This is a genomic window from Natrialba taiwanensis DSM 12281, from assembly GCF_000337595.1.
GTDB lineage: Archaea > Halobacteriota > Halobacteria > Halobacteriales > Natrialbaceae > Natrialba > Natrialba taiwanensis.
Map to the genome: position 1 here is coordinate 310176 of NZ_AOIL01000067.1, position 18252 is coordinate 328427.

Below are 18252 nucleotides of genomic sequence, written 5' to 3' on the forward strand. Positions count from 1 at the left end.
CTCTCTTCCAGCGTTACTGGAAGCTATTGACGAGTTCGTTGTACGTCTCGTCGACGTTCCAGTTATCGATGAAGTTCGAGAACGCGCCCTCGACCTCGGTCTGGGTATCCGGCGCGACTGCCAACCCGTGCGCGATCGACGGCGGCTGTTCGTCCGACTCCTCGAAGTCAGCCATCTGATCCTGCAGGAACGGGGTGAACGCTTCGTCCGAAACGTCGGTCCGCGGCGGAATCGAGCCCTTGGCCTGGTTGAACCGCTCCTGTGCGTCTGCGGTACCCGCGTAGCGCAGGAACCGTACGGTCGCGTTCGGCGACGGGTTGAACTTCGGGAACACGAACGAGTCGATGACCATCACGTACATTCCGTCGGTTCCCGGGAACGGGACGTAATCCCAGTCGTCCCCGTACGCGAGTTCCTCATCCGTCTCGTACTGGCCGGCGGCCCAGTCTCCCTGGTGGAAGAACGCGGCCTCGCCAGAGTTGATGTAGTCGCTCGCGTCGTCCCAGTCGTTCATCGAACTCGCGTCCTCGTTGAAGAACTCGCTGTAGTCGACGACGAGTTCAAGCGAGTCGCGGACTTCGGATTCGTTCTCCTCGACGTTCCCCTCGATGACCGAGTCGTACACATCGGTGCCGTACTCGCCAAGCAGGACCTGCGCCCATAGCTGGAGCGTCGACCACGACGACTGGGTCTGTTGGGCCATTCCGACGTAGCCCGCCTCGGCGGCGGTCTCCATCGCGTCGATGAGCGCGCTCGGACTGTCGATCGATTCGGGATCGATGCCGCTGTCCTCGATAACGTTGGCGTTGTAGAACAGGTTGTTCAGCCGGTGGATGTTGATCGGCACGGCGACGAAGTCGCCGTCCGGCCGCGCGACCTCGATCGGCCCGTCGAGGTACGCCTCCTCCATCTCGTCGTTCCAGACGTGTCCCTCGATGTCGTAGAGCAGGTCGTCGGCGGTGTAATCCGCGAGCGCCTGGCCCGGCCAAACCTGAAACGTGCTCGGCGGATCCTGGTCAACGACCCGGTTTCGAATGTCCGCCTCGAGCGCGCTCCCGGCCCCACCCGGTGACGGCGAGGACTCGACGGTAATATCCGGGTACTCTTCCTCGAACCCTTCGACGAGCGCCTCGAAGGCTTCCGCCTCCGCGTCGGCCGTCCACCAGTGGCCAATCTCGACCGACTCGAACTCGTCGGGATCTTCCTCGAGGAGTTCATCGAGCGGTTCGGCCTCGTTGCCGCCACCGAGACAACCCGCCGCCGCAGCTAGCCCGAGTGCCCCCGTCGCTTGCAACACCCGCCGTCGTGAGCGTCCGTTCGTGTTAGAATTTTTTCTAACCATAGTCAACCCTTCTACTGTATGCGAGATGTGTACATAGTAATAAGGCCTTTGATAATGATGGACAACATTGATTCAGAATATAGTTAATTATATACTCGGGGGAATAGGCCGATAACGGCGGTTCAGCGGACGATTCGGCTATACGACTGATTCTACGACGCTAGTTGCGCGAAACAAAGGAGTTCGTCCGACGGACGGTTCCGAGGCGGGTCGGTGGGAGCCGGGTTCAGAGATCAGCTTCGGCTCCGGCTTCCGGCTGTTGGTCCGCTTCGGCCTCTTTCTCGACCGGCTGTGGGATGGGCCGCGATTCGATCGACTCGGCTTGGCCCGTCTCGCTCGAGCGATAAATCGCGTCAATGACGCGCTGGACGGTGAGCGCCTCATCGAGCGTGTTCGTCGTCGGCTCGTTTCCCGTGGCGACGGCCGTCAGGAACCGCTCATCCTGCTCGAGATAGCCGGTTAGTCCCGTATCGCCCGTACAGGTTGTGTCAGTGTAGTGATCGCCGCCGGCTGCACTCGCACCGAGAATCTGGAGCTTCGTATCGCCGATGTCGAACTGTGCGCCGGCCTCGGTGCCGCGGATTCGGAAGTCCATACTCTCCTCGCGGTTCGTCGCCCACGCGGCCTCGAGCGAGACGGTCTGTCCGTCGGCACAGCGGATGAACGCGCTGACCGAGTCGTCGACATCGTACGTTTCGGCGTTCGCATCCCAGTTGTCGCCGAACCCGTCAGGGTCCGCGTAGTCCTCGCGCCCGCCGAACGTCGTCCTGGCGATGCCGGAAACTTCGGTGATTTCGGGAAAATCGAGCGCATACAGTGCGAGGTCGAGCGCGTGAACGCCGATGTCGAGAAGCGCGCCGCCGCCCGAGAGGTCCTTGTTCGTGAACCACGAGCCCGGTCCGGGGACGCCGCGTCGCCGCACGTAGTTGGCTTCGATGTGGGTCAGCTCGCCGAACCGACCGCGGGCGTGGTGTTCCTCGAACATCGCCATCGACGCCGCGTGCCGGTTGTGAAAGCCGACCATACAGAATCCGTCCGATTCCGCTTCGGCCGCTGCGATCCGTTCTGCACTCTCTAGGGTGTGTGCCAGGGGTTTTTCGACGAGCACGTCACAGCCGGCCTCGAGTGCGGCGACCGTGATCGGTTCGTGAAATCGGTTCGGCGTCGTCACGACGACCGCATCGACCGCATCGTCGACGACGAGTTCGTCGTGCGTTTCGTACGTCTTCGCGTTGAACTCTGCGGCGAAGCGTTCGCGTTGTTCGGGGACGAGATCGACACCGGCGACGACGGTGGCACCGAGTTCTTCGACGTTTCGTGCGTGGTGGTGACCCATGCCGCCGAGCCCGACGATGCCGACGCCGATGTTCGTTCCGTTCACCGAGAACCACCCTGTCGTTGTTGTGAGGGTGGTGTGAGGCGAGAAATGAGGGTATTCGATGTCGTGAGCGCCCAGTCCCAGTTCATAGAGAGACGCGGGCAGCGATCAAAATAAGGGTTGTGACCGACCCATCCCTCTGCATTACTGTGAGTCATCGAATCTGATACGAGTCGCTTGTGTGCCACGTGAACTCGGGACAGACCAGGTGAGCTAAGGACGTCGATGGTGGATCCACATCCAATGTGTACGATTACGATCTGGAACGAGTTCAGACACGAGCGCGAGGACGAGGAGGTCGCGGCGGTGTATCCGGAGGGGATTCACGAGGCGCTTGCGACCGTGTTTACCGGTGAGGAAGCCGAGATCGAGGACGGCATCGAGTATGAGGTTCGGACGGCGACACTCGATGAACCGGAACACGGGCTCACCGAGGACGTACTCGACGCGACCGACGTGTTGCTCTGGTGGGGACACGAGGCGCACGACGAGGTCGAAGACGAGGTTGTCGACCGCGTTCAGGAGCGCGTGCTCGAGGGGATGGGCTTGCTGGTCCTCCACTCCGCGCATTACTCGAAGATATTCAAGCGGCTGCTCGGAACGTCGTGTAGCCTCCAGTGGCGCGAAGACGGCGGCACGGAACGGCTGTGGGTCGTCGATCCCGGCCACCCGATCGCGGACGGGCTGGACGAGTGCATCGAGTTGCCGGAGACGGAGATGTACGGCGAGCCGTTCGACGTGCCGGAGCCGGACCGACTGGTCTTTACGAGCTGGTTCGAGGGCGGCGAAGTATTCAGAAGCGGGTGTTGTTATCGTCGCGGTAGCGGGCGGATCTTCTACTTCCGACCGGGTCACGAGACGTATCCCATCTACGAGAACGCGGAGATTCGGCGGGTCCTCCGAAACGCTGTCGAGTGGGCGAGTCCCAGGGCGGGCGCGCCGCGGTCGTTCGGCGAGCGCGAGTGAGTCGACCGCGCCGGCTCAGCCGCTTCGCTGCGTGTCGACCAGTTCGGTGACGACCTCGAGTTCGGTTCCCGTCGCCGCTTCGAGGCGCTCGCGTACTTGTTCGGCGAAGTCGGGCGGTTCCGTCTCGCCGGGCGGGCGTTCGGAGAGGACGGTTACGACCGGCACGTCGCCGGTGTAGAGGTCAATCAGTTCGTACTGGACGGAGAGTTCTTGCAGAACGAGATCGTTGAAGGGTGGCTCGTCGCTCATCGCGTCGAGTTCGGTTCGCGCGTCGTGTTCGACGGCTGCAGTCTGGTAGGTGCCGTAGGTGATGCCACTGAGGATCACCGAGAGGACGGCGATAGCGACGACCAGCACGACGATCCGCGAGCGAAGGCGGCCGTAGACGCGGTCGACGCTCCCGACGCGGTGCGGTCGGTAGCCGGAGAGCCAGAGCAGGAGTAACGCGGTGAGGTTGATCGAGAGCAGGTTGACCAGGACGAGCGTGCCGGCAGTGACGACGACCTCCGGATGCCCCCAGGCGATTCCGAGGCCCACCGTCGCGGCCGGCGGCACGAGCGCGACGGCGATTGCAACGCCGACGAGGACCGAGCCGACGTTGCGGATGAGGCTGATGACGCCGGCGACGCCGGACCCGAGCGCGAGAAACAGCGCCAGCGCGTTCGGCGTGATCCGCTCGCGGATCTGTGGCACCGTCGTGATGTCAAAGCCCGGCGGCAGCAACACCGTTCCCCTGAGGAGCCACCCCAACAGCGCCGCCGTTGCGACGGCGACGAGGAGGCCGACGACTTGCAAGACGACCCCGCGTCTCGCGAGTTCGTCGTCGCCGACGACGACGCCGACGCTCGCCGCGAGCGCGGGTCCCATAAGCGGTGCGACGACCATCGCGCCGATGATCGTCGCCGCGGAGTCGAGCAACAGGCCGGCCGTCGCGATGACCGTACTGACGATGAGCAGCGTGTAGTATGTTGAACTCGCGGGCGCGAGCGCCACCGCCTGGGACTGCAACTCTTCGCGGGAGATTCGGGTGCCGGAAAACCGGCCGAGCAGGTCGTCGGTCCGGTCGGAAACGATCGTCTCTGCGGACGTGACCACCGTGTAGGAGGACTCATCGAGGCCGGCCTCCCGAAAGTCGGCGACGAGCGGTTCGACGGCGGCCGGCGGGACGGGAATCGAGACGAGCGCCTCGAACTCGTCGTTACTCGTCTCTTCGGAGACGGCGTAGTCGACGCCGGCCGCCTCCGCCCGCTCGAGGACGAGTTCGAGATCACCCGCTGGAACGAACACCTGGACGAGGCGCATACTCCCAGTACGACGGACACCGGCATAGACTGTCGTCACGGGATCGTGACCGTCAGCGATGCTGACCGCTCGTCGTCTCGGGTTCGATGGGGGCCGACGACGTAGTGAAACAGCGACCCAGTACCGGCGAATCGATGCCACGATGAAACGTCGAATCAGCGGGCGACGCGAAACTGGAAGCCGGACACTCAGAACGTCTCTCGTCCCTCGTCGGTGATCACGCTCTCGAGCAACGCCACCGGTGTCGCATCGTAGGTCGGGTTCTCCACGTCGAATCCCTCCGCCGGTTCCGGCATGACCTCGCTGCCCGACCTGAACTCGTTCTCGAAAACGAAGCCCTCGCTGACGATTTTTGAGGCCGATCCGAGGACGGTCACCGGAACGTCGAGTTCGTTCGCGGTCGCCGCGATCGGGAACGTCCCGACGCGGTTGTAGAGGGTGTCCTCGACGATGCAGTCCATGCCGACGACGACGCGGTCACACTCCTCGAGATAGTAGCCGTTCGCGCTGTCGGCGATCAGCGTCGCCTCGACGCCGTCGAGGTCGGCGAGTCGGCGAGCCGTCTTGCGGCCAATGTAACGCGGTCGCGCTTCGGTGACGTAAACATCGAAGGTCTTGCCCGCGTCCGTCGCCTGCTCGAGCGCCTCGATGACGGTCGAGGAGTAGTCGTGGGTCAGCAGCGTCGCGCCGTCATCGAGGCGGGAAACGGCGTTCTCAGCCGCTCGCTCCTTGGCGGATTCGACCCGCGAGACGACCGCGTCGATCTCCTCCTGGGTCAGTATCTTCGCTTCCGTCACGGTCTCGGGGTCGGCCTCGGTCACGGCCGCCACGACCTGGCGAACCGCGTTCTGGAGCGACGCGTGGGAGGGGTTCGCCCGCCGGAGCACCGAGCCGTTTCGCTCGAGCGCGCGAACGTACTCCTCGGCGGTCGCAAACTCTCGATCGAGCAGTTCCTCGAGCGCCCGCGTCGCGTTTACGGCGACTACCGAGGAGCTGTGCGTCTGCATCTCCTGAATCTCCTCGACCGTCTCGTCGATCATACCTGCATGGATTCCCGTAAGCGCAAAAGGTGTTCCGGGTCCGGCGATCGAATCAGCCCTGTTCAGTCAGCGATCGACACCGCGAGTTCACTCCGCAGCCTCGAATCCAAAGAGTCGCTGTAACTCCCGTTCGATCCGCTCGGTGAACACGGAGAGCACGGCCTCGAACTCGTCGTCGTCAACGGCATCGACTCGCTCCCGCGGGTTCTCGGGAAGGGAAACGCTGAACTCGCCGTTCCCTTCGTACACCGGTTCGCTCTCGCTCAACACCTGTCGGTCGATCGCTCGAAGGACCTCGGAATCGACCTGCCCGTGGAGTTGCTGATAGGCGTTCGAGTACGCTTCTTCGAGTTCGTCGAAGTAGTGGACGTATTTCTCCTCGAATTTTTCAGGGTCGAACTCGGTGGCGGGTTCGGATCCGGTCATAGCCGTCCGTCCGGTCGCCAATCGGTAAACAGTTCGGTCCCGGCGGTGATGGCAGTCACGGCGACCGCATCCTTACGGTTCATGCCATCCTAGATCCGCCACCGATGGCTTCTGTCACTGTCCGGTACACTTGCCCCCACTGCGACGCCGTCCACAGCATCGAACGCGCCCCCGACCTCGCGGACCGCTCGGTCACGAAACACGCACAGCCGGGCTGGGAGTACGCCACGCCGACCGACGACCTGGAAACCCGCGAATCTGTGGACGGAATCGCCTTTCTCTGCGGCGAAGACGCCACCGTCACCGATCGTACGGGCTCCCCGATCGAGGGCTGTGGCCGCCCGTTCTATCTCAATTTCGTCCGCTACGAGCGCGGCGTTGAACTCGAGCCAGATCCGCCGACGTACGGCGGGCCGCGGTTCGACTTCAACCCCTGATCCCTGAGTCGACCGGCCGTGTCGTCGCCCCCGCGAACACAACCCTTTTCGACGCCCGGTGGTACCTTCAGACATGGACGAAGCCGCCGTTCGCGACCGCCTTCGGTCGGTCGATGATCCCGAACTCGGCGACGATATCGTCTCGCTCGGGTTGGTCAACGACGTGACTGTCGAGGGGGACGAGGTTGACATCGATCTCGCACTCGGCGCGCCGTACTCGCCAACCGAGTCCGACATCGCCGCTGAGATCCGTGAGTTGCTCGTCGCAGAGGGACTCGAACCCGATCTTTCTGCGAGTATTCCCGACCGTGACGACTTCGAAACCGACGAACAGGTCCTGCCGAACGTCAAGAACGTCATCGCCGTCGCCTCCGGCAAGGGCGGCGTCGGCAAGTCGACTGTCGCGGTCAACCTCGCCGCCGGCCTCTCGCAGTTGGGGGCGCGCGTCGGGCTTTTCGACGCCGACGTGTACGGTCCGAACGTGCCGCGGATGGTCGACGCCGACGAGCCGCCGATGGCCACCGAGGACGAGACGCTTGTACCGCCCGAAAAGTACGGCGTGAAGCTGATGAGTATGGCCTTCCTCACCGGGAAGGACGATCCGGTCATCTGGCGCGGCCCGATGGTCCACAAGGTCATCACGCAGCTCACCGAGGACGTCGAGTGGGGCCACCTCGATTACCTCGTCGTCGACCTCCCGCCGGGCACCGGCGACACGCAGTTGACGATGCTCCAGACCATGCCGGTCACGGGCGCCGTCATCGTCACGACGCCCCAAGACGTGGCGCTCGACGACGCCCGCAAAGGTCTCGAGATGTTTGCCAAACACGACACCGTCGTGCTCGGTATCGCCGAGAACATGTCGACGTTCGCCTGTCCCGACTGCGGCGGCGAACACGACATCTTCGGCTCCGGCGGCGGCGAGGAGTTCGCCGAGACGCACGACATGCCGTTCCTGGGCTCGATCCCGCTCGATCCGGCGGTCCGCAAGGGCGGCGACGGCGGCGAGCCGACCGTCCTCGACAACGACAGTGAGACCGGCGATGCGTTCAGAACGATCACCCAGAACGTCGCGAATAACACGGGGATCGTTCACCGGCGCGGCGTGTCTCAGGCAAGCCAGACGGAGACGCCTTCGCTGGACCAATGACCGACGAGAGCGCGGATGAGACGGTCCCGGAACCGGATGCCGGTGAAGACGGCGCTGAGCGCGACGAAGATGTCGAACCCGACGAGTTCAGTCCGGACCCGGAACGCGTCGAGCGCATCCGGGCCGTTGCCGACGACGTTCGCGGCGAGTCGAGCGAGAGCAAGCAACTCGCGAACATCCTGTACCGGACCAGCGACCTCTATGACGCGGACGAAGACACGTCGCCGGAGGAAATCGTCCGCAACGTCAAGTTCATTCTCGAAGTCAACGAACGCGGTGGGCTGGGTCGCTGACGCTCCGTGCAGTCGCGGTGCTTTTGGTCGTCCCCGCCGAGACCCGAGTGTGGACGCGAATCAGCAAACGTGGGCGAATCCGTTCAGCATGGACGAGCAGTGCCGGAACTGTCCGGCGCTCTGCGAGACGCGCACGCAGGTCGTCCACGGCTACGGCGATGTCGGCGCTGACTTCCTGTTCGTCGGCGAACGCCCGAGTCGAGCGGCCGACGAGAGCGGGGTTCCACTCGTCGCGCGCGATTCCGCGGCGGAGCCGGGTACCGAGACGGACACCAGCCCGGACGCGAACACCGACACAGCGACCGGCACGGACACCGCCGACGATCTCCGACGCATCCTCGAACGCCTCGCCCTCTGTGACGCCACCTCTCCTCCCGACCAGCCCGAACTCGAAAACGTCTATCTGACGACCCTCACGCGCTGTCGTCATCCGGAGCGGCCGCCGAGCGCCGAGGAAATCGACACCTGCGAACCCTACCTCAACGCCGAAATCCGGATGATCAACCCCGAAATCCTGGTCCCCATCGGCGACCGCGCCCTCTCCGTCCTCGGCACCGACTACACCACGACGCCGGCGGACGAACTCGTCCTTCCCGACGCCCACGCGACGACGATCCGCGGACGCGGCTTCGAACTCGTGCCGATGGAAGCGCCCCGCGATCAGTCCCCAGCGCAGACCCAGACCTGGATCGAACACTTCGCCGATCTCATGGCGTCGGACTATCGGCAGACGAAGGGGAGACAAAAACGGTAACGAGCGCGATACCGGACCAGAAGCCGCGAGCACTACCAGTACGGATTCTGCCGCCACCGCTTCGAACGCGCGCCGAGGAGTACCAGCGTGCCGACGACCGCAACGACAATCCCGAGCGTCGCAACCGATGGCGCGAACAACCTGTCGGGCGATTCGAGCAGGTAGCCAGTTGTGAACCCGTAGACGCCAAGCGCCGCCAACACCACGACGACTCCCGTTCCGAGCAGTCCCTCGATCGTGAGTGATCGATCGGTCATACGCGGGTGCACAGCCTCCACCCCTATAATTCGTCCGAGTTTCCCGGTGCGATCCGCACAAAGCGCCGCGTTCAAGAGTTCAGGTCCCGGATGAGTTAGTATGATCGTCGTCGTTCCCGTCGACCCGCCGTGGCCGGGGCTAGTCCTGCCGTCGCTCGTCGAGTCGACACCGCTCTCCGAATCAGCGGCTGTGACGCTCTACGAAGCCGCCGTCACCGACGTGGTGCGGGCCGCCGAGCAAAGCGGGGGCGACGTCCTACTCAATTACCGCGACGAGGAGACGATACCGGATGCGGCCACTGATGCGGGAACCGGAGACGCTGAGACGGCGGTCCGTGAACTCGCTGAGGCGGCGCTCGAACCGACCGACGCCGAGACCGTCAGATTCGAACGCCAGGTCGGCTCCACGCACGCAGCCCGCATCGGAAACACGGTCACGCACTTACTCGAGCGCGATCAGGCCGACGCGGTCGGCGTCCTCGAACCGACGGTCCCGCTCGTCGCCCGAACTGAACTCGACGGGGCGGCGATGTCGCTGCGCCGCCACGATGTCGTCCTCGGCCCTTCCTCCAACGGCCGGGCGTACTTCGCGGGCTTTACCGAGCCGATAGACTTCACCGACGCGTACGAAACGCCGGCAGTGTCGACGATCGCAAAACGGACGGCAGCAGCGGAGGCCGACCTCAAACTCGGCTTCGCGCCCATGCTCCCGACTGTCGCGACCGAGTCCGGGCTGTGTGCAACCATCGCCACTCTCGAGGCGCGCCAGCAGGCTGGTCGACCGGGGACAGACACAATGGCTGCCGCCGTTGCTGAACTCGGGTTGACGGTCGGCCCGGACGAAACGCTCGAGCGGACAGAGACCGATAACCCTTTTTGAACGCACGGGGAAGACGCAGGTGAGGTGGGGTGGCAGAGCGGCCTATTGCGCCTGCCTTGAAAGCAGGTGGCGTCAGCCTCTTGGGTTCAAATCCCAACCCCACCGTTGCCGTTGCGAACAAATTCGTGAGCGACAGCGAGGCCGGGGGATTTGCAGGAGACCAGTCGCGCACAGCGAAGTGTGCCTGTCGATGTGACTCCCTTCCGCTGTGTTACTCTCCACGCGTTCGAGCGGCTCCCAACCACAGCGCAGGTTCCCCGATTTCGTCGCTCCTCCGGACCTTCGATGCTCAGCGGACATCAAAACTACCCACCAGTAGAGTCCGCATCGTAACAATTGCTTATATGACCGTTCCCCCAGACGGTGACGATAACAAATACAAATACATATCGATAAATAGATCTATTAAGTGGGTTACTTGTATTCCGACGCTTCTTTACCGGGTATGCCACCATCCAATCTCCGTCGATGTCCGATCCACAAGCCCGATCGAACACGTGGGGGAACCGGAGATGTCTATTCGACCCGGCAGTGTCGCACGACTGGCACTACTCGGCAATATACTCATACTCTTGACGGGAAGTTAGCTGCGATCCGGAGCCAGTTGATCGGACGTGGCACAGTGGACTGTGTGATGGAATCACCCGAGTTCGGTCGGATCCCGCTAGAAGAGTCTGAACGATCAACTGAAACGATCACTGTCCAGCCCCATGCCGAAGCCTGATATTCTCGGACAACTCGGTTCACAGACCGGTCGCACGCGAACGGTCGCCACGGATGTCGACGGGACGGGAGACATACTCGACTGGTTACGGACGGCTGTTCGACGGGCTGGGTGCTCGGTATCGAATGCAGTGCCCAGTGCGGGACGCAATTGTGAGCCACCGGTTCAACAGAGACCGGTCAGCGGGGGCCGACCGACACGATTTGAACTCGAATCCGTGAGCGATCAGCCATGTCGATTTGGGGGGACACAGCCACATGGGTGCTGTGAGGTGCAGCAATGAGCGAGAGGGACCTCACGAACCCCGAGTACTACCTGAATCGGGAACTCTCAGAGCTTGCTTTTCAGGAGCGTGTTCTTTGCGAGGGGATGGACGAGCGCAATCCACCACTCGAACGGCTTCGATTTCTTGCGTTCTTTACCAAGAACACTGACGAGTTCTTCATGAAACGCGTCGGTGGGCTCAAACAGCAGATCGAAGCCGACGTGACCGAGACGACGCCGGATGGTCGAACGCCGAAACAACAGTGGCGCGAGGTGCTTGATACCGCACGTCCGCTTTTTCGCCAGCAATCAGCATATTGGCAAAACACGCTCAAGCCCACACTTGCGGATGAGGGGATCGAGATTTGCGATCTCGACGATTTATCGGCGGATAAGCGCGAAACGGTACGGACGTACTTCGAGGAGTCGATACTGCCAACGCTGACGCCCCTTTCGTTCGACCCGGCTCACCCGTTTCCGTTCATTTCGAATCTCTCACTTTCGCTTGCTGTACTTTCGTCGGACGAGGCTGATGATCCCACGTTCACTCGTATCAAAATCCCATCAAACCAGCCGCGGTTGATAGCGATTCCCGACAGAACGGATCGATATATTCTCATCGAAGAGTTGATCGAAGCAAATCTTGATCTACTGCTTCCCGATCTCGACATCCGCGACGTGTCGAAATTCAAAGTGACTCGGAACGCTGAGGTGCGGCGTAACGAAGAGGTCGCTGAGGACCTCATCGATATGGTTGAGGAGGTTCTCGAGCAGCGTCGCTTTGCGACAGTCGTCAGGCTGGAAGTCGATGCCGATATGCCAGCCGAGTCGCTTTCGACCCTCAAAGCGCAGCTTGATGTGCATGATCGGGAAGTGTTCTATCGGGAGGGACCAATCGATTTCGAGGACTTTTTCGAACTCACCGAACTGGACCGTCCTGATCTCAAGCGGTCTTCGTGGACCCCACGAGCACACCCCCGATTTCGATCGGTGACGAGCGATACTCAAGACGGACCGATGGCTATCTTTGATGAGATTCGAGAGGGCGATGTCCTTGTACATCATCCGTACCACTCCTTCGAAGGGACGGTACAACAGTTTCTCAACGCGGCGGCAAACGACCCCAACGTGCTCGCAGTGAAAGCAGCCATCTATCGGACGGCGAGTGACTCGAAAGTGATACAAAGTCTCATCGACGCCGCCAAGAACGGCAAGCAGGTGGCTGTGATGGTTGAACTCAAGGCTCGCTTCGACGAGAAGAATAATTTGGAATGGGTTCGACAACTCGAGGAGGAAGGTATCCACGTCGCCTACGGGACCGTCAACCTGAAAACGCATTCTAAGACTGCGCTCGTCGTTCGACAGGAAGACGACGGTGTTCGACTCTACTCACACGTCGGGACGGGAAATTACCACTCGGAGACGGCAAAGGGGTATTCTGATCTGGGGTTGTTGACCGCCAATCAGGACATTGGCCACGACCTCACGAAGGTATTCAACTTTTTCACCGGACCGACACTCGACGATCGCTTCCGGAAGCTCTTGATCGCGCCTGTAACGTTGCGCGAGCGGTTTACGGAGATGATTAGACGGGAAGCTGACTATGCCGATGCGGGCCGACGGGCGCGGATCGTCGTGAAGGTAAACGGACTCGAAGATCCCTCGATGGTTGAGGAACTCTATCGCGCTTCGAGAGCCGGTGTTGAGATCGATCTGATTGTTCGGGACATCTGTCGGCTCCGCCCTGGTATCGAAAGGTTGAGTGAGAACATTACTGTCCATTCGATTGTCGGCCGATTCCTCGAACACGCTCGAATCTTCTACTTCGAAAACGGTGGCAAGCCTGAATGGTACATTGGGTCGGCCGATTGGATGACACGGAATCTCGACTATCGGGTGGAAGCCGTTACTCCGGTTCAGGGGACACAACTGCGGAGACAACTCCGGTTCATCTTGGAGTCGTCAATGGCGGATAACCGCCGTCGGTGGGTGATGCAAAGCGACGGAAGCTATGAGCAAATCTCTCCGGGTGATGACCCCGTACGGGACATCCAAGAGATACTGATGACAGCCACGAAAGCGGCTCTCGATCGCGGAAATGGATCGGGACTGATGGTCGATACAGATCTCATCGAGGGGGACCTCCTCATTGCGGACGCGTCCGAAACCGATGCAGATGCCGGTCGCGAGAAATCGGATGACTCTACGCACGACGAGACAATTACTCAGGCCCGGTCAGACGGCGGAGAGAAACCTGTGTTCGACGCGTATTCCGAGTACTGGTATCGTCCTAACAGTGAAATCTACGACTGGGCAGTTCGAACAACTGACGGCGAACGACGGTATTTCAAGACTCGTGAGGGAGCGCGGAACCGTCTCCAATCGGAGTACGTGTAACGCCGATATTTCCGAACACGGCCATTCGAACTCCAAACGTATCTAGCACGCTGTCGGGGTGTGTCCGACCTCACGGTAGAAAACCGATTCAAGCCGGGTGAACGACTTTTGAGTCGTCGCGCTCTTGGTGAGTTGTCGTCTGGTCGGTAGTGATAAATTCGTCATGCCGGTAATTGTAAGCCGTGAGCATGCCACCATAGACACAGCCGGTGTCGAGACCGACAGCGAACTCTCGCTCAACCGGGCGGTTGTGAACGGTGTGTCCGAAGAAGACACGATATGGACCGTCATAACTCTCGTACCAGAACGGTCCATTATACCCATCACCGTGTGGTGCACGCATCGTCAATAGCTCTTCAACGGAGTGGTTTTCCAGTGTTTGCTTGGGGTCAACGCCACCATGGACAACGAGTGCGTCCGCAAAGGAGATAACAACAGGGAGCGAGTCAAAATACGCTCGGTCCCTTTCACGGAGCCATTCTGGGTCCTTGTACCCACGCACGACTTTCTGCTCGTTGTTCCCGCGAACGCTGATGAGACGACTATCCTCGCGGACAAGATCGATCACGCCGGGGCTATCTGGTCCCTTTCGTACCAGATCACCGACGAAGATAACGAGGTCGTCGTCGTTCAGGCCGAGGTCTGAAAGAAGCGTCTCAAGAGCGGCCCGGCTTCCGTGGACATCACCAACGACGTAAATATCACTGTACTCATCGGCATCGAACCGTTTGTGGTGTGATTCGATACCATTGCTGAACTTCGGTACTGTATTCATGAGAACTGTTTGGAATGAGTGGGAGGTCGATCTCTATCGGCGTTCAGACAGCTATTCTCCGTAACCGTGTTAAGCTGTTTCTAGTAGCAGACTATATGGCTATGTATGAGTCCCCTAGATAAGAGAAACCGGACGCTATCGTACTGACGAATATCCACCGGATCCGAACCCAATCTGTGAATAGACATTCTCGATACTCCCCGTAACAACTGTTGGTACACACAAGACGCCGACCCCACGTGACGCGAATCGCCAGCGGCGGTAATCCGACTGTCCTCGAACGCTACTGGTAGGAAAGTTCGAGTTCACGGGCGCGCTCTAACAGCGCCTCGTCGTAGCGCTCTTCGGTTTGGGCTGGCCGCGTTGTATCGATCGCACGGACCTGCTGGACCGTATTTTCGAAGTTCTTGAACGTCGCTTCGTCGACCATCTGGCCGTCGATGGTGACCGCGCCGGTGCCCTCGCGCTTGGCTTCGTTGAACCGTTCGATCTTGTGGACATCGCGTTCTAGTTCGGCGGGCGTGGGCATGTGGATCGTGTTGGCCTGGATGGTCTGTTTGGGATAGAGCGACCAGGAGCCGTCCAGACCGAGCCGGGCCTCGTGTTCGACCTGGTCGGCGTACTCGTCGGCGTTGTAGTAGGTTAGCCCGGCGCGTTCTTTGAACAGGTCGTCGAACGGGCCGCCGATCGAGAGCAAGTCGCCGGCGCTGGCTTCGTTCGAGAGTTCTTCGAGCAGGCCGTCCCAGCGCGGGCGGCCGTCGCCGAGGTCGCGCCCGCCGAGTTCGGCGGTGTAGTCGACGGGACCGAAGACGAGCGCGGTGAGTCGCGACTCCGCGCCGAACGCGGCGATCTTTCGGAGGTCGGACTTGGCCCGGCCGGTTTCGACGATGATCGAGAGGCCGATCGAGTTGTCCGGATAGCCGTGTTCGGACTCGGCCTCGGCGACGACCTCGGCCGCTCGCTGGACGTCCTCGAGCCGGCCGACTTTGGGGACGACGACGCCCTCGAGTTCGTCGCCGAGTTCGGCCACGAGCTGATCGATCTGGTTTCGCCCCTTCTCGCGGTAGTCCGCGTCCTCGTAGCTCCACTCGACGCGGGGCCAGATTTCGCCGGGGAACTCGTACTCGGGGACGCGGTCGATGGTGTTTTCGAGTCCCTCGGCTTTCATGTCGGGGGCGGTGCCGTCCTCTAGGTCGGGGACGAGCCAGTCGGGTGCCTGGAAGCCCTCGGCCTCGAGGCCGGAGACGAGGTATTTTGCGGAGTCGTCTTTCGGGACGGCGGCTGGTGCGGTCTGGAAGGTTCGGCAGAGTCGGATGTCGTCGGTCATGTCTGGATTGTCTGTGTTGTCTGGTGAATCGGATCGCAGGTACTCTCTCAGGCTGTGCGCTTTCGAATCTCGGCGATTCTGGTTCCCGAATACACGGGTTTGTCGTCCTGGTTGAACGCGATGTGTTCGAACCGGACCGTTCCCGCCACATCGATCGAGGCGTCGTTGTCGGCCGAGAGCACGCGTGTGAACGCGTAGACGGTGTCGCCGGGTGCGACGAACGTGTGGAACTTCTCGTCGTCGAAGCCGACCTCGCGCCAGGTTCGCTCGTCCGAGCGAGCGTGGCCGAGCGCGGTCGAGCGGGTCACGTCGCCGTAGGTGACGATGTCGCCCGACGGCGAGTCGCCCATCACGTCGGCGTTGTGGTGCTGCTTGGCTGTGTTGAGCGTCGCCAGCGGCAGCGAGGCCACGGTCACGTCGTCCTGCGTGCGTCCGCGCTCGTGGCGGTAGGCGACGGCGGCGTCGCGCCCTTTGGCCGTCTCGAGCGCGTCGACGAAATCCTCGAAGAAGCCGCCGGTAGGTGTGACGAACGTTTCAGGGAGATCGGAACCGTCTTCGTCTCCGTCGGCATCGGCCGCTGTAGCGCTCCCGCCCCCGTCCGTCGCGACCGGCTCTCGCCGCGGAATCATGTTCGTCCGCTCGTACGAACAGAGGACCTCGCCCGTCGCGGCATCCTTTCCGCGAGTTCTCCAGGTGACGATGCCGAACTCGGGACGCGAACTCGAGGTTGCCGTCGAGACGACCTCGCTCTCGACGCGGAGTTCGGTGCCGGCGTACACGGGAGTACCGGGGAATCGCACGTCGGTCCGTCCGAGGAAGTAGCCCCCCTTCTCGCTCAGGTCCTCGACGGTGATGCCGAGCGTGGCGGCGGTGAGGTAGTCCGGGTGGATCGGCGGCTCGTCGAAGCCACGCTCCGCGGCGGCGTCGGAACGCCAGTACGCCGGATCGTGGTTGAGCGTTTGGCTCATCCACGACTCGTTGCCCCAGCGGGTGAGCGTGAGTCCGGGGTCGTGTGCGAGGAGATCGCCCTCGGCGAAGTCCTCGAAGCAGTTACCCTTCTCCCGCGTCTCGACCCGTTCGAGTGCCCGTGCGAACGTGTCGGAATCTGTCCAGTCAATCGGTCGCGGTTCGCTTCGCTCTCCGCTCCCGGTTTCGGAATCTCGTTGTGGTTCCCTAGTCATCTGCAGTCACCTCGTCGGCGTCGAGTTCAGGTTGCCGGCTGCGGTTTCGGCGCGCGATCGTCCGTCGCATCTCGTTTTCGACGATCATATAGCCCTCGTCGAAGCCCATGCCGGGCTTTGCGAGCACCTGCGCGGCGTCGGTCGCGAGCGCGACGTGCGCGCAGGCGCGTGCAGACGTTGCCGTTTCGTTGCAGGTGCCCCCGAGGTACGCGCGGGTCTCGGTTCCCTCGCAGTAGCGGACGGCTTGCCCGCTGCGGTGGACACTACCGAGGTCCGGCGTCTTGATCTGGACGACGTCGGCCGCGCCGGCGTCGACGAATGCCTGCACGTCCTCGAAGGTGTTGCACCACTCGTCGGCGACGATATCGACGCCGACGCCGGCCTCCTGCAATCCCGTCCGAAGCTCGACCATCGCCTCAATCTGCGCCTCGCGACCGCCGGCGTCCATCGGTCCTTCAATCTGGATCGGATACGGCCCCGCGGCGTCCTCGATGGCAGTGAAGTAGTCCACGACCTCGTCGCGATCGTAGGGGCCGCCGAAAACCTCGCCGATCATCCCGTACACGTCGATGTGGAATCGCGGCTCGTAGTCGTCGGGCCCGAGTTCCTGCGAGCGCTCGGTGAGCCACTCGATGAACTCGAGCAGCGTCTCCCCGTTCTCGCCGATCTTCTCGACGCTGTTGATCAGCGCGTGCGGGAGGACGGGGACGCCCTTGACGAACATCTTCTCCGTGTTCGTGTAGCGGTCGTCACCGGACTGGCCGAAGACCGGAACGGGTTCCGTCGCGGGCTCCGTGCCGAGCGCGTCGGCCAGTACGTCCGTGCGCGTCGTGCTCTCGGCAGCGGCGGCTGCCGCGAGCAGCGCCTGGGACACGCCGTAACGGATCGCAGTATGGAGTTGGCTTCCGCCGATCGCTATCTCCTCGAGACGGTCGACGTTCGCCAGAAATTCGCTTGCGTCTCGTCCCACAAGCGTTTCGGCGACTGGCCCCTCGACGACGGGCGCGAACTCGTCGGCCCGAAAAAGCGGGTCGCGTCCGCCTGCACCGGAGTACTGAACCGCAGCGCAGTCGCCGCGGTGGGTCGTCCCGTCCGCGAGTTCAACGTCGACGATGAGGGTTTCGCCGGCCTGGCGGATTTCCTCGAAGCCGTCGGTGACGGGGTCGCCGGTGTAGGTGAACCCGTCCTGCTGTGCACCGTGCTTGATCGCGCGCTGGTCGTCAAAGAAGAACCCGGCGTAGCCGGGGGTTGCGTGGATGGCTGTGATTTCCATTGTTGGCGTTGTGGTTTGGGTTGGGGTTGAGGTTGAGATTGGGGTTGGGTTTGGGATTGAAGGTAAGGTGATGTTGCGGGTGACCG

General features: G+C 62.1%; 17 protein-coding genes and 1 tRNA gene. 8 read left to right on the forward strand and 10 right to left on the reverse strand.

From position 1 onward, the window contains the following. Positions 1-13: 13 nt before the first annotated feature. Both C484_RS19840 and C484_RS19845 read right to left on the reverse strand, forming a co-directional pair. A complete protein-coding gene (locus C484_RS19840; RefSeq protein WP_006827663.1) occupies positions 14-1297 on the reverse strand; it encodes an ABC transporter substrate-binding protein in 1284 nt (427 codons plus the stop codon). Between the two features lie 271 nt (positions 1298-1568). Next, on the reverse strand, positions 1569-2723 hold the full coding sequence (locus C484_RS19845) for a Gfo/Idh/MocA family protein (protein ID WP_006827664.1): 1155 nt from the start codon (positions 2721-2723) through the stop codon (positions 1569-1571). A gap of 240 nt (positions 2724-2963) precedes the next feature. Here C484_RS19845 and C484_RS19850 point away from each other — a divergent pair, with 240 nt between their 5' ends. After that, on the forward strand, positions 2964-3686 hold the full coding sequence (locus C484_RS19850; protein ID WP_006827665.1) for a ThuA domain-containing protein: 723 nt from the start codon (positions 2964-2966) through the stop codon (positions 3684-3686). Between the two features lie 15 nt (positions 3687-3701). Here the strand turns inward: C484_RS19850 and C484_RS19855 are convergent, their stop codons facing one another. The 3 genes from C484_RS19855 to C484_RS19865 all read right to left on the reverse strand — a co-directional run bounded on the left by C484_RS19855 (position 3702) and on the right by C484_RS19865 (position 6454). Continuing rightward, positions 3702-4988: a TIGR00341 family protein gene (locus tag C484_RS19855; RefSeq protein ID WP_006827666.1), complete on the reverse strand. Its 1287-nt coding sequence runs from the start codon at positions 4986-4988 to the stop codon at positions 3702-3704. Positions 4989-5176: 188 nt separating this feature from the next. After that, positions 5177-6028 (reverse strand): translation initiation factor eIF-2B, encoded by an 852-nt coding sequence (locus tag C484_RS19860; RefSeq protein ID WP_006827667.1) that lies wholly within the window; start codon positions 6026-6028, stop codon positions 5177-5179. An 87-nt stretch (positions 6029-6115) separates the two neighbouring features. After that, complete coding sequence (locus C484_RS19865; protein ID WP_006827668.1) at positions 6116-6454, reverse strand: DUF5783 family protein; 339 nt, start codon at positions 6452-6454, stop codon at positions 6116-6118. A gap of 104 nt (positions 6455-6558) precedes the next feature. Between C484_RS19865 and C484_RS19870 the strand changes: the two genes are divergently transcribed. The 4 genes from C484_RS19870 to C484_RS19885 all read left to right on the forward strand — a co-directional run bounded on the left by C484_RS19870 (position 6559) and on the right by C484_RS19885 (position 9088). After that, positions 6559-6891, forward strand: coding sequence for a hypothetical protein (locus C484_RS19870; protein ID WP_006827669.1), 333 nt, complete (start codon positions 6559-6561; stop codon positions 6889-6891). Positions 6892-6964: 73 nt separating this feature from the next. Next, positions 6965-8041, forward strand: coding sequence for an Mrp/NBP35 family ATP-binding protein (locus tag C484_RS19875; RefSeq protein ID WP_006827670.1), 1077 nt, complete (start codon positions 6965-6967; stop codon positions 8039-8041). Next, positions 8038-8334, forward strand: a complete 297-nt coding sequence (locus tag C484_RS19880) for a hypothetical protein (RefSeq protein WP_006827671.1) — start codon at positions 8038-8040, stop codon at positions 8332-8334. The genes C484_RS19875 and C484_RS19880 overlap by 4 nt, the downstream gene beginning before the upstream one ends. Positions 8335-8422: 88 nt before the next feature. Continuing rightward, positions 8423-9088, forward strand: a complete 666-nt coding sequence (locus tag C484_RS19885) for a uracil-DNA glycosylase (protein WP_006827672.1) — start codon at positions 8423-8425, stop codon at positions 9086-9088. A 32-nt stretch (positions 9089-9120) separates the two neighbouring features. On the opposite strand, the gene C484_RS19890 is transcribed toward C484_RS19885, so the two are convergent. Next, complete coding sequence (locus C484_RS19890; RefSeq protein ID WP_006827673.1) at positions 9121-9345, reverse strand: hypothetical protein; 225 nt, start codon at positions 9343-9345, stop codon at positions 9121-9123. A 100-nt stretch (positions 9346-9445) separates the two neighbouring features. Between C484_RS19890 and C484_RS19895 the strand changes: the two genes are divergently transcribed. The 3 genes from C484_RS19895 (at position 9446) to ppk1 (ending at position 13610) form a co-directional block, all read left to right on the forward strand. After that, positions 9446-10225 (forward strand): hypothetical protein, encoded by a 780-nt coding sequence (locus tag C484_RS19895; protein WP_006827674.1) that lies wholly within the window; start codon positions 9446-9448, stop codon positions 10223-10225. Positions 10226-10248: 23 nt separating this feature from the next. Next, positions 10249-10330, forward strand: a tRNA-Ser gene (locus C484_RS19900). An 898-nt stretch (positions 10331-11228) separates the two neighbouring features. Next, a complete protein-coding gene (gene ppk1, locus C484_RS19905; protein ID WP_006827675.1) occupies positions 11229-13610 on the forward strand; it encodes a polyphosphate kinase 1 in 2382 nt (793 codons plus the stop codon). An 88-nt stretch (positions 13611-13698) separates the two neighbouring features. Here the strand turns inward: ppk1 and C484_RS19910 are convergent, their stop codons facing one another. The 4 genes from C484_RS19910 to C484_RS19925 all read right to left on the reverse strand — a co-directional run bounded on the left by C484_RS19910 (position 13699) and on the right by C484_RS19925 (position 18166). Then, positions 13699-14385: a metallophosphoesterase family protein gene (locus C484_RS19910; protein WP_006827676.1), complete on the reverse strand. Its 687-nt coding sequence runs from the start codon at positions 14383-14385 to the stop codon at positions 13699-13701. A 283-nt stretch (positions 14386-14668) separates the two neighbouring features. Continuing rightward, positions 14669-15712, reverse strand: coding sequence for an L-malyl-CoA/beta-methylmalyl-CoA lyase (gene citE, locus C484_RS19915; RefSeq protein ID WP_006827677.1), 1044 nt, complete (start codon positions 15710-15712; stop codon positions 14669-14671). A gap of 47 nt (positions 15713-15759) precedes the next feature. Further along, positions 15760-16893 (reverse strand): 2-methylfumaryl-CoA hydratase, encoded by a 1134-nt coding sequence (mch, locus tag C484_RS19920; protein ID WP_006827678.1) that lies wholly within the window; start codon positions 16891-16893, stop codon positions 15760-15762. Next, the gene (locus tag C484_RS19925; protein ID WP_006827679.1) at positions 16886-18166 is read right to left on the reverse strand and encodes a methylaspartate ammonia-lyase; all 1281 of its coding nucleotides are present in this window, start codon (positions 18164-18166) and stop codon (positions 16886-16888) included. The genes mch and C484_RS19925 overlap by 8 nt, the downstream gene beginning before the upstream one ends. Between the last annotated feature and the right edge of the window lie 86 nt (positions 18167-18252).

Coding starts and splice junctions, on each gene's coding strand:
- C484_RS19870 (WP_006827669.1), top strand. CDS start 6,559: ATGGCTTCTGTCACTGTCCGGTACACTTGCCCCCACTGCGACGCCGTC.
- mch (WP_006827678.1), bottom strand. CDS start 16,893: ATGACTAGGGAACCACAACGAGATTCCGAAACCGGGAGCGGAGAGCGA.
- C484_RS19850 (WP_006827665.1), top strand. CDS start 2,964: ATGTGTACGATTACGATCTGGAACGAGTTCAGACACGAGCGCGAGGAC.
- C484_RS19865 (WP_006827668.1), bottom strand. CDS start 6,454: ATGACCGGATCCGAACCCGCCACCGAGTTCGACCCTGAAAAATTCGAG.
- C484_RS19855 (WP_006827666.1), bottom strand. CDS start 4,988: ATGCGCCTCGTCCAGGTGTTCGTTCCAGCGGGTGATCTCGAACTCGTC.
- C484_RS19910 (WP_006827676.1), bottom strand. CDS start 14,385: ATGAATACAGTACCGAAGTTCAGCAATGGTATCGAATCACACCACAAA.
- C484_RS19880 (WP_006827671.1), top strand. CDS start 8,038: ATGACCGACGAGAGCGCGGATGAGACGGTCCCGGAACCGGATGCCGGT.
- C484_RS19875 (WP_006827670.1), top strand. CDS start 6,965: ATGGACGAAGCCGCCGTTCGCGACCGCCTTCGGTCGGTCGATGATCCC.
- C484_RS19925 (WP_006827679.1), bottom strand. CDS start 18,166: ATGGAAATCACAGCCATCCACGCAACCCCCGGCTACGCCGGGTTCTTC.
- C484_RS19895 (WP_006827674.1), top strand. CDS start 9,446: ATGATCGTCGTCGTTCCCGTCGACCCGCCGTGGCCGGGGCTAGTCCTG.
- C484_RS19890 (WP_006827673.1), bottom strand. CDS start 9,345: ATGACCGATCGATCACTCACGATCGAGGGACTGCTCGGAACGGGAGTC.
- C484_RS19885 (WP_006827672.1), top strand. CDS start 8,423: ATGGACGAGCAGTGCCGGAACTGTCCGGCGCTCTGCGAGACGCGCACG.
- C484_RS19860 (WP_006827667.1), bottom strand. CDS start 6,028: ATGATCGACGAGACGGTCGAGGAGATTCAGGAGATGCAGACGCACAGC.
- ppk1 (WP_006827675.1), top strand. CDS start 11,229: ATGAGCGAGAGGGACCTCACGAACCCCGAGTACTACCTGAATCGGGAA.
- citE (WP_006827677.1), bottom strand. CDS start 15,712: ATGACCGACGACATCCGACTCTGCCGAACCTTCCAGACCGCACCAGCC.